This window comes from Spirosoma endophyticum, from assembly GCF_900112365.1.
GTDB lineage: Bacteria > Bacteroidota > Bacteroidia > Cytophagales > Spirosomataceae > Spirosoma > Spirosoma endophyticum.
In genome coordinates this window covers 186,657-203,168 of record NZ_FOLQ01000012.1, presented here as the reverse complement: position 1 = coordinate 203,168, position 16,512 = coordinate 186,657, and the positions used below count along the sequence as shown (strand labels likewise).

Sequence of the window (16,512 nt, the reverse complement as noted above, 5' to 3'; positions counted from 1 at the left end):
TAGCGAATAGTCATGAGAAATGATAATTTAGAGGTCCAACAAGCAATCACTTACCTACGTGCTCAAACCCTTGCTAATGGGGCTGCATCCCCGAATTTCCATTTGAGTCTGGGTAAGTAAAACAGGGTGGGTCCTGAATCCGAGCATAGAGCTGACACTCTGCGGCCCCATAGGGTAGCCCACCCTGTTCACTTATTAGCAAGCTACCAAATCTTGGAATCTTACCAAGACGCAAACCTAAAGGGCGGCCCCGATCAATTCCGACATAAGTTTTCATAGAACAAAGCCGGGCCGCCGGAGCGGGGAAAAGAAAACAGGGAAAAAGGAATGAAGCACCAATTTTGCTAGCTTAACATACTATACGCGGATTTGACCATTTGAACTGTTCAAGCTTCCAAAATTGACCAGTGTGGGTCGTGACATAAGATACGGGGTAAACCCATGTTAAGAGCGGACTTACGGCAGCGGCCGACCGTTCACACTGGTTGCTCTTCTTGGCAGTCAAATTACTAATGAAAGGGGTAAAATTGAACTGCGCTTCAAACGTAGTATGTTATGAGAGGTTTCTAACTTAGTATTAAATTTTTCGTGGGTACGCCCCCCCTTTGGACAAATCAACAGAGTTGAATGATCGTTTTTAACAGCGATAAGTTTAGATTGGCACACGGGGCAGTAAGCTCTAAGACGACTGGCCGTCCATTGCTTTTGGGTAGAATCCCATCGCCATTGCCACCGCCATAGCCAGTAGACGAATACATCCTCCTTATAGGTAAATAGATTGAGATTTTTAGATTTTATCAACACGTATTTAAGAGTGAATACAGTTATGTGCCAACTCAAGCTCATTATTCCCCAGAACCGAGTTAAAGTATTCCTCACGGGTGTGTTCATGCTTAACTTTCGTCACAAGATATAGTTAAATATACGCATAATTATTATAGAAAACATTTAGTTTACTAAAACACAATATAGTAAATAAAGGTGTACTAGAGCGTGTTAGGCCTTACCAATCCTTTAAAAGCTGTTTGAATTAATTCCAAACAGCTTCTTATCAATCCAAATGTGGCCGCATGGCGGTTATAAAGCGCAAGCTTATTGAGTAGACCCGCCAGCTGGTCCGGTCAGCATAGTGTATATTCCGGCCATAAGTAGGCCACTCAATCCGGCTCAATAAGGCCAGCCATTCCGGCTAAAGTAGGCCACCTGTGGATAAGTAGTAGAAGGCCCGTAGTTTGGCATTTCGAGTGATTTTATCTCACCACTCGCGACACCAACTATGGCTAACCTACGCTTACCCATGTATCAGATCCGTCGCATCCTCCAACTACGCCAGCAAGGCTATAGTAAGCGAGCTATCGCAGCCACGCTGGCTATCGCTCGTAATACCGTCGAGCATTATCTAGCGATTATTGAAGCGCATTTTGCCGATTTAGAACAGGCCTTAAGCTGGCAGGACGAGCAATTGCACCGACTGTTCACCTATTCGGTTGATCCCAAGGCAGATCGGCTGGGGGATCTCTACCAACGTTTTGAAGGCTTTGAACAACAACTCAGTAAGCCGGGCGTCACCCGGTTCCACCTGTGGGCGACCTACAAACAGGCCAATCCCAACGGCGTGCAGTATACGCAGTTTTGTCAGCGCTACAAACAATGGATGCGAACTCAACAGACCGTCATGCATCTGGAGCATAAGGCGGGCGATAAGCTATACGTGGATTTCGCGGGTAAACGGCTTTCGCTGGTTGATCAATCAAGTGGGGAAGAAAAGCCCGTTGAGTTCTTTGTGGCCATCCTGGGTTGTAGCCAGCTCACGTATGCTCAGGCTGTCGCTAGTCAAAACAAGGAGGACTTTATCACAGCATTACAAAACGCGCTGCACTTTTTGGGCGGTGTTCCCCTGGCTATCGTACCTGACAACCTGAAGGCAGCGGTGCAGACAGCCAACCGGTATGAACCCGATCTAAACGAAGCCATACAGGACTTCGCGGCTCATTACGGCACGTGCATCTATCCGGCCCGTAGTCGCCGACCTCGTGACAAGTCGCTGGTCGAAGGAGCGGTCAATATCCTCTATACTCGGGTATATGTTCCTTTGCAGGAACGGATTTTTCATAGTTTGGAGAGCCTTAATCAGGCGATTGCCGACTTGGTAGAGGCCCATAACCAGCAGCTATTTCAAGGCAAAGACTATAGTCGCCGACAACGCTTTTTGTCCCTGGAAGCTGACCTTCTACGGCCTTTACCGATGAGCCCCTATCTGATCAAAGGCTATCGAATGGCTAAAGTACTCACCAACTGTCATGTACTGCTACAACCTGACAAGCATTACTATAGTGTGCCTCATCGGTTTGTGAGCCAGGCCGTTAAGCTTATCTACACCCAGCAAACTGTCGAGATATACCACCAGCACCAGCGCATAGCCACTCATACCCGAGTTCGGTTGGCTCATGGCTACTCCACAAACATGGACCATTTGCCAAGCCATCAACAATGGGTTAGCCAATGGTCGCCTGCCTTTTTTCGAGAGCAGGGCCTAGGGAAAGGCCCCTATGTTGGGCAGGCTATCGAGCAATTGTTGGGCCGTATCGAAGGGTCAGCAGGCACTTATCCGCAACAGATCTACCGCAGTTGTGCCGGTATTCTCTCCCTGGCCCGCAAAGTCGATAGCGCTCGTTTGGAGAAAGCCTGTGAGCGAGCCTTGCACTACGGTACGGTCTCCTACAAGGTGATCCGACGCATTCTGGAGGCTGAGTTAGATCGGCTCCCGCTCACGGAAGAAGTTACCTGCTCAATTCCCACCCATGATAATATCCGGGGTGCTGCCGCTTATCAATAACCAATCAATTCATTATTAACCTATTAAGCTATGAACCAACAAGCAACCCTTGATCGCCTGAATGCCCTCAAACTGTCGGGCATGGCCACCCTGTGGCAAACTCTTCTGCAACTACCCGCCCACCAGTGGCCTGCTACCGACCAATTAGTCGCTCAACTGCTGGAAGCCGAATGGGAATACCGCCAACACCGGCGTACCCAAACGGCTATTCGGGAAGCCCGATTCCGCTACGAGGCATCCCTGGAAGAGATTATTTACACGCCCCAACGCCAGTTAGATAAGAACCTGGTCTTACGACTAGCCGATTTGTCGTTTGTCCTGCGGGGCGAGAACTTGCTGATGACAGGTGCTACGGGTTGTGGAAAAAGCTATCTGGCTACCGCCTTTGGCTATCAGGCTTGCCTGAAAGGGCTTCGGGTGGGCTATTATGCCTTGCCTAAACTGGTGCAAAGCCTGCATCTGGCCCGTGCTGATGGCTCCTTTACTAAAGTACTGGCTCGCCTGGAACGATTGCATCTGTTGATTTTAGATGATTGGGGTCTGGCTCCATTAGATATGGAAGCGAAATTAGCGCTGTTACAGATTATGGAAGATCGCTATGGGCGTGGCTCAACCATTATCACCTCACAACTGCCGGTGGCCCAATGGTATGATTATCTGGCTGAGCCAACCATTGCTGATGCGTTTTTGGATCGATTGCTGCATCAAGCTCACCGAATTGAGTTGAAAGGAGAGTCTCTACGCAAAAAGACGAAGGGGGAAGAAAAAAACGTGTAATACTTTATCTTTGCTACTCTTCTGCTACTTATCCACAGGTGGCCTACTTTAGCCGGAACACATGGCTCTCATTAGCCGAAATATATAAGCATAGCATAGTTTAGCTCCCCAATTGACATCAACTGTCAGCACTAGCACAGCGTATCTCTAGCGTTTAGACGTGGTTTAGTCAGCGTAAAAACAACCCGTTTTGGATTGCACAACCCGCCCCCCGGATCGGCACCGCAGCGCGCAGGCCTCCCCTGTCAGTTGCGGGTTGGCAGCGGATTGATCCCCGATGGTCATCCGGTACGTGAAGCGGCCCTGGTAGAGGCTACCGTCCGGTCGCAGCCCGTTCCAGGCACCAGTACGCAAACTCCGGGGGTCTGCGTAGTCGATGCGCTCCCTATAAAATAAAAGGGTATCCCCCTGGGCACTGGCAATCATAAAGTCCCGGATGAGAAGTGTTTTATCATCGCTGCGGGGAATAAATCGATCGTTAAAGCCATCCCCGTTGGGGGTAAACACCGAAGGAATATGCAGGGGCTGCTGCTGGGTGTAGTAGCCCACCGACCGGATGTTGCAACAGCCTTCAGCGGCGAGGGTGTCCCAATTTTTTGGTTCGTATGGCCCCAACATAGCCTGGATACCCAGGAGTAGAAAGAACAGCAGCGGATTAAGCATATGATATTTGTCGTTTAATGCCCGTTGATCCCAGTCGGGTCAAAGCCAGAATACTTAGATACTGGGGCGGGTGAATACCTCCTCGCCCCCGGCTATTCCCACCCGCCTCCCACTGCTTGCGCCCAGGTGTGTCCGGTATCCGAACCCGAAGCAGCTTGCTGGCCGGTATGACCCGGTGGCTGGTTAGTAGCCTGCCAAACGGCATCAGCGCGCTCGTCCCGGTTTTGCTCTGGGCGGTGGTCTAAGTAACCGGCATCAGCGGCGTAGGGTGTAAGCCTAGATGGGGTAGGCCTACCACGTAGCCGGTTGACTGGGATTAAGCGCTCGTTGCGCCCGGCTTATTTTTGAAAGTAGTCCAGGAGATCGGCATCCGAATTATTGTCGATCCGAACCTCGCCCCCGCTACCGCCCCCCAGGCTCGCCGTCAGCGATAGGCGGCCTTTGGTGTTACCCGGGGTCAATACCCCCGTCAGGCCAATGGCCGTTTTGCCGCCCGCCCCCAGTTCCTGGGTCGTCGATAAAATATACATATCCGCGTTCGAGCTGCCGTCAACGCGCCAGTGACTATTTTGCACCCCTTTGCCGCCGACCTGCGTAGCCGTTGGCTCAAAGCTCAAGCTGACCAGCGGATCTTTGGGGATGTAGACCCGGATGAGCCCGGATGTAGCTACGCCCTGGCGCTCGTACACCTCCACCACCACGCTGAAACTACTCCGGCCATACACCGTGGCGGGTAGCACGGACATAATGGGGGTCAGGTCGGGCAACAACCGTACGCCAAACGTAACATTCGGTACCGGGGCGTTCACCTCCCCGAGCGTCAGGCTGCCATCGGGCGTCCCGTCGCTACCCGGGCCGCGGCCCAGTTGCTCACCCACGAAGGTCCAGCTTAGGGGCAGCCTCACCGCGGGCCGGGCCGTCTGGCCCACCGTGGCCGATTGACTACTTAGGTACAGCGTGTACGCGTGCGTGGGCGTCGCTCCCAGGCTAAAGGTGCCGTCGGCCGTCACGGGGGTATTCGCCACCACCTGACCCGTCGTGTTGTCATACAAAATCACCCGCAACGCCCCATCTATATTCGTTCCCGTTCCATTGAGCTGGTTGTCGCTCAGGCCGTTGGCGTCGTTAACGACGGTCCCGCTGATCAGATAACTCAGTACCGATGACGGGCAGGAGGCTCCGTCGTTGTTGCCCGCCGGCGTCGAGCTGGACAAGAGGGTAGCCGCCCCCGTGCTCAGATCGATCTGGTAAAACTTGCCGAGCTCATTGGCGAACACGCACAGGCTGCCGGTGGCCCCGATGAACTGCCCTCCGTAACCGCCCGTCTCAGCCAGAATATCCGTGCCCGTCACGGCGGGTCCGTAGCTGACGCCCCCCGTGGCCGGATCCATCACCACCAGCCGGGCACCATTGCCCCCCGTAGCCGGGTTGGTCAGGGCCACCAGCCGATTGGTAGCCGGGTTGTAGGCTACGTCGTTGCTGTTGAGCGCGCTGGTGAGGGCACTGCCGTAGCTGGGACCGGTCTGGCGGGCGTAGTTGCGGGTGGGATCGACCAGTTGCAGGTAGGTGCTGCGGCCGGGCTGGACATCGACCACGTAGTAGCGGGTGGCATTGCTGCCCACCAGTAGCAGGTACCCCCCGGGCAGTACTTCTCCCACGTTGAAGCCCGAGGCGGGCAACTGAGGGATGGTATAGGCGTTGACCTGCCCGGTTGGCCCGATCTGGATCACGCGCTGGTTGTTGAGGTCGTAGCCCCACAGGCGGCCCTCGGCATCAAAGCCGATGGCGTTGGCCTTGACCGATAAGGGGGCGATGGTCGTGCGCAAGCCAGTGTTCACCTCGTAGCGGTACAGCGTGGAGTTACCCGTGGGGGGACCGGCGACCTGGTAGGCCACCCCGCTGGCGCAACTAAAGGAGGCTAGTGGCGTCTGGCGGCTGATCGTCACCGAGGCCGTGGCCGAGCAGCCGTTGGACCCCGTGGCGGTGAGCGAATACGTACCCGCTGCGCTCACGCTGATGACCGAAGTGGTCTGGCCCGTACTCCAGCTGTAGACCAACGAGCTTCCGGTGGTCGCCGTAGCCGTCAGGGTGGCCGACGGGCTAGCCTCGGTGAGCAGGGTGGTGGAGGTCAGGATGGAGACCTGGGAGGGCGTCTGATCGCTCACCACCGTGGTAGAGGCCACAGCCGAGCAGCCGTTAGCTGACACCACCGTCACCGAGTAGACGCCCGCGGCTGAAACCGTGGCCGTGTTGCCCTCATGGAGGGGAGTGGCTCCGGGGCTGAACTGGTAGCTACTCCCCCCCGAAGCCGTGAGCGTCACGCTGGTGGTGGAGCAGGTAAGCGGCCCGCTAGGGCTTAGCCCGGCGGTGGGGCCTGTTTGATCGCCCGAAACGGTGGTGGACGCGACCGCCGAACAGCCCAGGCTGTTGACGACCGTCACCGAGTAAACCCCCGCCGCGCTCACCATCGCCGTGGGACCGCTGCCAACCGGCTCGGCTCCGGGGCTGAACCGATAGGTCTCTCCGCCACTGGCCGTTAGGGTCACCCGGGTAGCCGTGCAGGAGAGCGGCCCGGACGTGGTCAGGCTCGCCGGGGGTAAGGCGTTAACCGTCAGGCTGAAGGGGGTGGAGGTAACGCGCCCCCCCGCCGAGCTCACCACCACCGAGTAACTACCCGCGTCGCCTGGCTGCACCCCCGTCAGCGATAGCGTAGCCGTTGTTTGATTGACCAGGGGCGTGGTCAGGTTATCTTTGTACCACTGATACGAGAAGGGTCCGGTTCCGCTCACGCTTACCTGGGCCGTAACCGGGCTGCCCACGCAAACGGCGGAACCAGCCGCGGGCTGACTCGTGATGAGGGGCCCTTCGGTCACGTCCGTTACGGTAAGGGTGAGGCTGGTTTCGAAGCTTAGTCCGCAGGCATTAGTGGTCGCCACCCGGATGACGTAGCTGGCCTTGGTTTCATAATCGAATCCCGCATTGGTGAGCAGCTTGCCAGCGTCGGCTCCGGTGCCGATGCTAAAGGCCGCATTGTCGGGATAGGTACCGGTGTTGACCAGACTGTAAGAGAAAGGACCCCCTGCCCCCCCATCGGTGGTGCTGAGCGCGCCTACGACTGTGCCCACGGGCTGATTTTCGGCTACCGTGTTCTGGCTCAGGGTAATGCCGGTTGGGGCGGGGCTGACCGTAAGGGTAAAGGTTTGCGCCTGGCCCGCACAACCGGCGGGAGCGAAGAATTCACCCAAGTTGAAAGGCCTACTACCCACCCCGATGGTGGCCACCACCTGACTAGTGGCCGTGTTGATCACGCTCACATTGTCTGAATTTTGATTCACCACGTAAACCCGGCTCCCATCTCCGCTCACACTCACCCCAGTAGGAATGCTACCCACGTTGATGGTGGCCACCACCTGACTAGCAGCCGTGTTGATCACGCTTACATTGGCTGAAAATCGATTCGCCACGTAAACCCGGCTCCCATCCGGACTCACACTCACCCCATAAGGAGTGCGACCCACGTTGATAGTAGCCACCACCTGACTAGTCGCCGTGTTGATCACGCTCACATTGTTTGACCCAGTGTTAGTGACGTAGACCCGGCTGCCATCCGGACTCACACTCACCCCATTAGGCACATGACCCACGTTGATGGTAGCCATCACCTGACTAGTCGCCGTATTGATCACGCTCATATTGTCTGAATTTTGATTCGCCACGTAAACCCGGCTCCCATCCAGACTCACACTCACCCCTATAGGACTTTCACCCACCCCGATGGTGGCCACCACCTCATTGGTGGCCGTGTTGATCACGCTCACATTATCTGATAATTGGTTAGCCACGTAGACCCGGCTGCCATCGGGACTCATACTAACCCCCGTGGGTCTAACACCCACGCCTATAGTGGCCACTACTTGATTGGTCGCCGTGTTGATCACGCTCACATTATTTGAAAGTTGATTCGCTACGTAGACCCGGCTGCCGTCGGGACTCACACTTACCCCATAAGGACTGCTACCCACCCCGATGGTGGACACCACCTGATTGGTCGCGGTGTTGATCACACTCACCGTGCCTGAACCTTGGTTAGCTATGTAGGCGAAAGCGGGCTGCTCGGGGGTAACGGTGATGGTTGCTGTTTGGGCGCTGCCCGTCGTATTGAGGGCCTTGAAGGAGGCAATGTCGCCTGTGCCGCTGGCGGGTAAGCCACTGGCCGGATTGGAGTTCGTCCAGGTGTAGATAGTGGGTCGGCTATTGGTGCCCGTAAAGGCAACTGGTGCAGTGGTACTGCCCACGCACACGGTCTGGCTAGCGGGTCGATCGACCCTGGCCAGCGGATTGACCGTAAAGGTAAACGTCTGGGGCTGGGGATCGCAGCCCCCCTGGGGCACCACCGTAATGACAGCCGTTTGGGGGCTGCCCGCGGGGTTGATGGCCGTGAAGGAAGGAATCGTACCGGTGCCACTGGCGGCTAAGCCGATAGTCGTGTTTGAATTGGTCCAGGAATAAGCCGTGGCCGTTCCCGTAAACACAACGGGCTGGGTAGCACTACCCGCGCACACCACCTGGTTAGCGGGTCGATCAACCCTTGTGGTGGGCTCGACGGTGAGGGTAAAGGTTTGCGCGGGGCCCGTGCAGTCCCCTTCTCCCCTGGGCGTAACGGTAATGGTAGCCACCTGAGGGCTGCCTGTGGTGTTTATCGCCGTAAAGGAGGTAATGTTACCGGTGCCACTAGCGGGTAAGCCAATAGCCGGGTTCGAGTTGGTCCAGGTGTAGGCCGTGGCGTTACCGCTAAAGGTTATGGGCACCACGGCACTGCCCGCGCACACCCCCCGGTTACCGGGGGTGTTGACGCGGGGTAGTGGATTGACGGTGATGGTGAAAGTCTGAATCTGGCCGTTACAACCGGCGGGAGCGATGAAATTACCGAAGGCGGTAGGATAATCCTCTACCCCGATGGTTGCCACCACCTCATTGGTGGCCGTGTTGATTACGCTGACGTTGTCTGAACCTTGATTCGTTACGTAAACCCGGCTCCCATCTCCGCTCACACTCACCCCATATGGCAAATTACCCACCCCGATGGTGGCCACCACCTGACTGGTGGCCGTGTTGATCACGCTCATATTGTTTGAACCAGCGTTTGCCACGTAGAGCCGGCTCCCATCTCCGCTCACACTCACTCCCATAGGCACACTACCCACCCCGATGGTGGCCACCACCTCATTGGTAGCGGTATCGATCACGCTCACGTTGTTTGAGAATTGATTCGTTACGTAAACCCGGCTCCCATCCGGACTCACACTCACCCCATAAGGCGTTCTACCTACCCCGATGGTGGCCACCACCTCATTGGTGGCCGTGTTGATCACGCTCACGTTGTTTGATCTGCTGTTAGATACGTAAACCCGGCTGCCATCCGGACTCACACTCACCCCTATAGGCGTATTACCCACACCGATGGTGGCCACCACCTCATTGGTAGCCGTGTTGATCACGCTCACATTGTTTGAACCAGCGTTTGCCACATAGAGCCGGCTGCCATCCGGACTCACACTCACCCCATATGGCAAATTACCCACATTGATGGTGACCACCTGACTAGTCGCCGTATTGATTACGCTTACGTTGTTTGAACTCCTGTTGGCCACGTAAACCCGGGTGCCATCCGGACTCACACTCACCCCATAAGGCGTCCTACCTACCCCGATGGTGGCCACCACCTCATTGGTGGCCGTGTTGATCACGCTCACATTGGCGGAGACTAAATTAACCACGTAGGCGAACGAAGGCTGCTCAGGGGTGAGGGTAATCGTCGCCGTTTGGGTGCTGCCCGTGGTGTTGAGGGCGGTAAAGGAGGTAATGTCGCCCGTGCCGCTGGCTGGCAGGCCAATAGCCGGATTGGAGTTGGTCCAGGAATAGATGGTGGGCCGGATATTGGCCCCCGTGAAGACGACGGGGGCGGTAGCTTTCCCGGCACATACCACTTGATTAGCGGGTTGATCGACCTTCGCCATTGGATTCACCGTAATGGTGAACACCCGGGTCTGCCCTTGACAACCCTGTGGTCCGATTGCCGTAACCTGGATGAGCGCGACCAGGGGAGCGCCGGTGTAATTAAGGGCCGTAAAGGCGGGGATAGCGTTCAAGCCCTGATCCGTCGGGCCGATGGCCGGATTGGAATTCGTCCAGCGGTAGCCACTACCCGTACCCGAAAAGACGATGGGCTGCGTCGTTGTTCCCGCGCACACTACGACGCTGGGGACGGCATTCACCCGAATTTCCGGACAGGCGGGTTGAGCCCAACCCGGCAAGGCCATCATACTAAGCAATAAGAGTCCCACCCAGAAGCGGGAAAAATAGGGTAGAAAACGAATGGGTAACCCGGTAGCGGTCGTCATAAAAAGAGGGGCGTTCTGATGAGGCAAAGCTCACCAGAACGCCCCGGTTAAGGCTACCATTCTGGATTCAAATCCTGCCATTCTGGATTCATTTTCCCGCCTTATGGGCTTCATTGCCCCTGTTGAGCGCGTTGAGCGGCATACTCCGAGGGACTCACGCCGTAACGGTCCTTGAAGCGTTTGGCGAAGTAAGTCGGCGTGCTAAAACCCACCCGGTAGGAAGTTTCTGAGCTACTATACCCCTCGAGCAGCAGCTCCCCAGCCCGCTTCAGGCGGTAGTGCTGGATCAGCTCGGAGATCGCCAGGTTGGCGACGCTGGTGCATTTTCGGTACAGCGTGGGCCGACTCATGGCCAGATCGGCAGCCAGCTCATTGACGCCATAGGCGGGATTCTCCAGGTGGGCTTCCAGCAAATCGTACACCTTGGCCAGGAACGAATCGATAGGTTCCTGGGGTGTATCCGATGGCTGGGGGGTCAGCAGGCTTTGGTGCACCCATGCCTGCACCCGCGCCCGCTGTTGAAGCAGGTTGCGCACCCGCAGTTGCAGTTCAGGTACGCGGAAGGGCTTGGTCAGGTACTCATCAGCGCCCAGCGCCAGGCCCTGCATCCGGCTTGGATGGGCCGACTTGGCCGTCAATAAAATCAGGGGAATATGACTGGTGCGCAGGTCGGTCTTCAGCGTCTGACAAAGCGCGTAGCCATCCATGATGGGCATTAAAACGTCGCTGATCACCAGATCCGGTAATGTCTCCAGGGCCAGGGTGAGCCCCGCCTGCCCATTGGCCGCCCGACTGATTCGGTACGCCTGGGGTAAACTCTGGGCAATCAACTCGGCTAGTTCGGGGTTATCTTCCACCACCAGGATCGAAGGCATCTCCCCGTCTGAAGTGTAGTCGCCGGCTAATATGGGTGCTTGGGTAGAAGACAGTGGCGCCTCTGCGATCGCTGGTGAGCGTACCCCCGACGCCCGTCGGTAGGGCAGCTGCACCGTAAACCGGGTCCAGCCGGACCGGGTCTCGCCGGACCGGGTCTGGCTGCTTTCCTGGCTCTGCACACTGATTTGTCCCTGCTGCAGGCTCACTAATTCCTGTACCAACGCTAAGCCGATACCGCTACCCGCCTGGTTGTCGGACGTAGCGGTCGGCACCTGGTAATACCGATCGAAAATGAAGGGTAGCCGGGCGGCTGGAATACCGATGCCCGTATCGAAAACGACGAGTGTCACCGACTCATCACCCTGCACGAGCTGGACTACAACCTGACCTTCCTGGGGCGGGGCGTCTCCATGCGGGGCATCAAGGGGCGAATCCACGCCAGGCGAATCCACGCCGGGCGTAAATTTGAGGGCATTGCTCACCAGATTGGTCAGTATCTGCTCCAGCTTATCCGCGTCGAACCAGTACAGGCCCGTTACGTCGCTTTCGTAGCGCAGCCGAAGCCCCTTGGCCTCCGCCTGGCCGACAAACCCCTCCACGCACTGGCCAACGAATTCGCTCAGCTCACCGGCTCCTTCGTGGAGGGGCATGGCCTTGGCATCCAGCTTGGACAGATCCATCAACTGGTTAATTAACCGCAGCAACTGCTGCGCGTTGCGCTCAATCGTCCCCATCCAGTGGAGCTGCACCGGGTCTTCCAAAGTGGAACTAAGCTGCTGGGCGGGCGTTAAAATGAGCGTCAGGGGCGTTCTGAACTCGTGGGTGAGGTTAGCAAAAAAGCGCGATTTTATCTCGTCGATTAGCCGAAGCTGCTGGGCTTCCTGCTGCTGCCAGGCCGCCCGTTGCGCCAGCCGAAGTCGCTTCACATAGGCCAGAATGGCGTAACCGATGAGCAGACCCGCCGTTAGCGCGTAGAGCAGGTAGGCCCACCCTGTAGCCCACAGCGGGGGATGGATAGTAATGGTCAGTCGGCGCACGAAGCGGCTCCACTGCCCCGACGTATTGGCCGCATTGACCAGCAGGGTGTAGCGGCCGGGTCGCAGATCGGTATAAACTGCCTGCGGTTGGGGGGTCTGGACCCACCGGCTCTCCAGCCCCGCCAGCCGGTAGCGGTAGCGATTGGCCTGGGGCCGGTTAAACTGCATGGCCGCAAAACCGATGGTCACAAAGTTCTGGTCGTAGGGTAAGTCCAGGTGCTGGACCGCCTGAATGGGCCGCCCGTGCAGGGGCGAGTCGGCCCGGGTGTCAACGGGCGAATTATTGATGTACAGACGGGTCAACTCAACGGGGGGCTCAAAGTGGTCATCCACTAACTGGTGGGGGTAAAAGGCAGTGAAGCCCTCCAGGCCCGCCATGATTAGCTGCTCACCGGCGGTTCCACGGCCCTTCCATTGCAGGTAATGAAACCGGTTAAACTCATCGGCCAGCAGGCCATCCTGACGGGTGTAGGTACGGGTCTGAAAGGTTTGACGATGGAGCCGGCAAAGGCCTTTGTTGGTGCCCAGCCACAGATAGCCCCGACTGTCGGGCAGGGCCGAGTAGATGACGTTGTTGGGAAGGCCATTTTCGATCGTCAGCCGCTGGCTGCGCCCCGTCCGCTTGTCAAAGACGCACAGGCCGCTGCCAAACGTTCCGATCCAGAGCCGGTTGGTGTCCCCCGGATCGCCTGACAGACACAATAGGGCATTACTGCTCAGGGAGGTGGAGTCGGTTGGCCGGTGGGCGTACTGTCGTAGCTGGCCATTTCGGCGATCCAGCCGAAACAGCCCACTCCCTTCCGTTGCCAGCCAGAAGGCCTGTTCATCGGCCACCAGTTGCAGCACCCGGCCGGTGCGGCCCCCCTCCAGCCGGTACGGGGTGGGCGTCCACTGCTGGCGGCTGTCCTCATACAACCAGAGCTGTTTTCCCCTGACCAGCGTCCAGACCCCACCGGCGGGGTCGGTGGCCAGGGGAAATTCCCAGTTATACGCAGGCCCTGGCAGGCTGATCCGTCTGGCCCGGTGCAGGGTCGGATCCAGCTGATAAAAGGTGGGCCTTCCCCCATTCACCCATAGGCGACCGTTTTGGTCCAGTGTATAGCGGAACAGGTACGGATTGATGACCGGCCCGGTTACTTGCCCGGCCTGAGCCCGGGTTAGCCACCCGCTCAGCAGATCAGTCAGAAAGTTATGCCGGTAGGGGGTGCGCGCAAAGGGGTTAGCCCGGAGGTCATATTTGCGGATGCCCAGGCCATCGGTGCCAAACCAGAGCACCTCCGATCGGTCGACCAGCAGACTCAGGCACCGCCCCGGGTCGGTGGGGTACTGATCGAGAGGTTGAGGGGGTTGACCCTGGTGGTAGCGATACAGGTGTTGGCCAGCGGAGAAATAGACGGTGCCCCGACTGTCGCTGGCAAAGCGATGCGCCCACGTTTCGGCCCGATCGAGCCGCAATGGGTAGTAGCGCAGCGTTTGCCGGGCGGGACTGAAGGCGAACAAGCCCTGTTGGGCACCCAGGAGCAGTTCGCCGGTTGGGGCCGCATAGAGCGAGTTAATCGTCCTCTCCCGGTGAGCGCTCAGGGCCTGCGTCAATTCCGTATCCGGATGAACGGCCCCCCGCCGTTCATCCAGGCGATACAGGTTCTGGGACGACTGTAGCCAGATGGTACCGGTTTTATCCTGGCCGATGGTCTGGATTCGCTCCCGGCTTAGGGCCGACGTGGTTGGAAAATGCCACCACCGGGAGCGCCCACGTCGGGTATCCAGGCAAACCAAGCCCCGTGGGACCCAGGTGCCTTTACGATGTAAGCTGATCCACAGGCGATCCTGGCGGTCGATTAATAGGGCAGTAATCAGGTTGCCCTGGAGCAACCGCCGGTAGACAGCCAGCCGGGAGACGTTGCTAAATACTTCGGTACGGGGGTCAAACTGATCCAGATCACCCTGCTCTGATAAAATCCACAGCCGCCCCTGGCCATCGATCGTCAACTGGCGGATGCCGGCGAAGGAAAGGGAAGGCCGACCACTAGCCTGGGGTTGAAAAACCTTGAATTGTTGGCCATCGTAGCGGCACAGCCCATCGCGGGTGGCCATCCAGATAAACCCCTGCCGGTCCTGGACGATGGCGGGAATAAAACTCTGGGGCAGCCCCTGCCGGTCGGTGATCAGCTCCGGGGGCGAAAGCGGAACGTTCTGGGCGGACAGGGGGTTGACTAGGCCAATGGCTAGCCCCGTCATCCACCAGCTTAACCACCTACGTAACCAGGAAACGACATGGTGCATTGGGTAAACGAATAGGTCTATACAGCGTAAAGGCAGCAAGTTGCTCCTACCGCCCGTGACCAAATATAACGTAACTTATGCGCTTGTTCGACTCGCCTAAGGAGTAGGCCGGGTGACGAGTTAGCCGTCAACCAAAAATGCCAGGGTTGGGCCTGATCGGAATTCGCTCGTAGATCGGCTTAAAATGACGTTATTGGTAAAGCGGTAAGCGCTCATCTAAAGGCATCGGCTTTATCAAACCCGATGATAGCCGCCAGGATGTGTTTTTGCACAGTTTAGAAAAGAGTGAAAACTCCGGAAGAACGACAAGGTAACTTTAATGTCGAGCTGGGGTAGAAAGGCGTGCATGAAGTGAACGGTAAGCGGACATAACGCCATCGGTTGGGTTCACATCCAGCACTGGGGTAATCTGTCCTCACTTGAGGGAACTTTGCATTAATTAAAGGTGCTTAGTCAACCGTATTAAGACTTATGGCTTTTTTTTAGAAAAGGTGATTGGCGAAACGGCCTTGCTACATTTTTTTAGACAGATGTTTCTTCGCGTAGTGTCCAGTAAAAGATAGCAGGACCAATTGAAGTGTCCGAACAAAATCAGGACAAAATATTTGATTAGCTAATAAAATCGACTAATGATTTACACCGGCAATTTACCCGCCCGGCGACTCGGCTCTTTGTTTGGTTATTTTACATATACATAGTTCTGGTGGAATCCGGCGGTGGAAAAATCAGGTGATTGACCGAAGTTACGCATTGGCAAAAAAAAGAACGTAATGACCGTTCGGCTGATCTGTCCTGATACGATTTAGGAAAAGATCCTGGAACTTTAGGAATTTAAACGAGAGCTGGCCGATACCCTGATCAAAAATGGTACGTCGGTCCTGAAATAGTTATCCCAAGCGGACTCACTTACTGAATTTGTTGCCTCAAGAGGATACACGCACTTGCACTTGATTCCTCAGACCAACTAATTAACCCAGGTAGACCGCTCAAAAACAGATAGGCTCATGCCCATTAACCAATCAAATAAACTCCTGAAGGTGAGCAGGAGAACCAACCATCGACCGCAGCTAAAACCCTTAGGCAGCGTGCGGGCGATGACCCTAAAACTGGGCTCTAACCCTGACGGGTTGGGTAAGACGGCCTGATGGAACTAGGTCATAACTAACCGGGTAGTAAGCCAGACTTGTTACCCGGCTGGTTATGACCTAGTTCCATCAGGCCGTCTTAGTCAGGCTGATACCTAGTTAGTGGCCACAGATCCAAGTAGTGAACAGGTTGGCCGGCTGGAACCAGTTGGCCAGTTGCTAACCCCTAGTTAATTTCTAGTACAGACAATGTTGTCAAGCCCAGAACGATCGCCTATCACGGCCCCGCGCCGGTTCAGTAAACGCCAGCCTTACCCGGCTGCTTTGAAATAACAAGCCCTTGACTTGCTAAAGCACGGGCAACCGGTGCATCAGGTGGCTTAATCACTTGGCGTGTCCACTCAGACAATCTGTGTCTGGCAATACAGAGCGCAACAGAAACCGACTCAGTCAGCCTCCGTTTTAAGGTCTACCCAGGAAGAGAATTCCGGTGAGGCCGAGGGAAGTCCATCACTAAGTAATAGCTCTAGGAATCGTGACATAATTAGCTTACC

The 16,512-nt window shown here is 56.5% G+C and carries 6 protein-coding genes; 3 read left to right on the top strand and 3 right to left on the bottom strand.

Features of this window, described 5'->3' with window-relative positions; genetic code table 11:
• Positions 1-1,276 precede the first annotated feature (1,276 nt).
• Entirely contained in the window at positions 1,277-2,836 is a 1,560-nt protein-coding gene (gene istA / locus BM202_RS24870; protein WP_093831238.1) for an IS21 family transposase, read from the top strand.
• 30 nt (positions 2,837-2,866) lie between these two features.
• Positions 2,867-3,613: an IS21-like element helper ATPase IstB gene (gene istB, locus BM202_RS24865; RefSeq protein ID WP_093831236.1), complete on the top strand. Its 747-nt coding sequence runs from the start codon at positions 2,867-2,869 to the stop codon at positions 3,611-3,613.
• Positions 3,614-3,778: 165 nt separating this feature from the next.
• Here istB and BM202_RS24860 read toward each other — a convergent pair whose 3' ends face one another.
• Positions 3,779-4,276, bottom strand: a complete 498-nt coding sequence (locus BM202_RS24860) for a T9SS type B sorting domain-containing protein (protein ID WP_093831234.1) — start codon at positions 4,274-4,276, stop codon at positions 3,779-3,781.
• A gap of 116 nt (positions 4,277-4,392) precedes the next feature.
• On the opposite strand from BM202_RS24860, the gene BM202_RS38775 reads away from it, so the two are divergent.
• Complete coding sequence (locus BM202_RS38775; protein WP_262507707.1) at positions 4,393-4,521, top strand: hypothetical protein; 129 nt, start codon at positions 4,393-4,395, stop codon at positions 4,519-4,521.
• Positions 4,522-4,614: 93 nt separating this feature from the next.
• Here the strand turns inward: BM202_RS38775 and BM202_RS24850 are convergent, their stop codons facing one another.
• The gene (locus BM202_RS24850) at positions 4,615-10,677 is read right to left on the bottom strand and encodes a YVTN family beta-propeller repeat protein (RefSeq protein ID WP_093831230.1); all 6,063 of its coding nucleotides are present in this window, start codon (positions 10,675-10,677) and stop codon (positions 4,615-4,617) included.
• A 110-nt stretch (positions 10,678-10,787) separates the two neighbouring features.
• Entirely contained in the window at positions 10,788-14,873 is a 4,086-nt protein-coding gene (locus BM202_RS24845) for a hybrid sensor histidine kinase/response regulator transcription factor (RefSeq protein WP_093831228.1), read from the bottom strand.
• Positions 14,874-16,512 lie beyond the last annotated feature (1,639 nt).

What these genes read in the sequence shown, in the direction of transcription:
- istA (WP_093831238.1), top strand. Translation starts at nt 1,277, where the DNA reads ATGGCTAACCTACGCTTACCCATGTATCAGATCCGTCGCATCCTCCAA.
- istB (WP_093831236.1), top strand. Translation starts at nt 2,867, where the DNA reads ATGAACCAACAAGCAACCCTTGATCGCCTGAATGCCCTCAAACTGTCG.
- BM202_RS24860 (WP_093831234.1), bottom strand. Translation starts at nt 4,276, where the DNA reads ATGCTTAATCCGCTGCTGTTCTTTCTACTCCTGGGTATCCAGGCTATG.
- BM202_RS24850 (WP_093831230.1), bottom strand. Translation starts at nt 10,677, where the DNA reads ATGACGACCGCTACCGGGTTACCCATTCGTTTTCTACCCTATTTTTCC.
- BM202_RS24845 (WP_093831228.1), bottom strand. Translation starts at nt 14,873, where the DNA reads ATGCACCATGTCGTTTCCTGGTTACGTAGGTGGTTAAGCTGGTGGATG.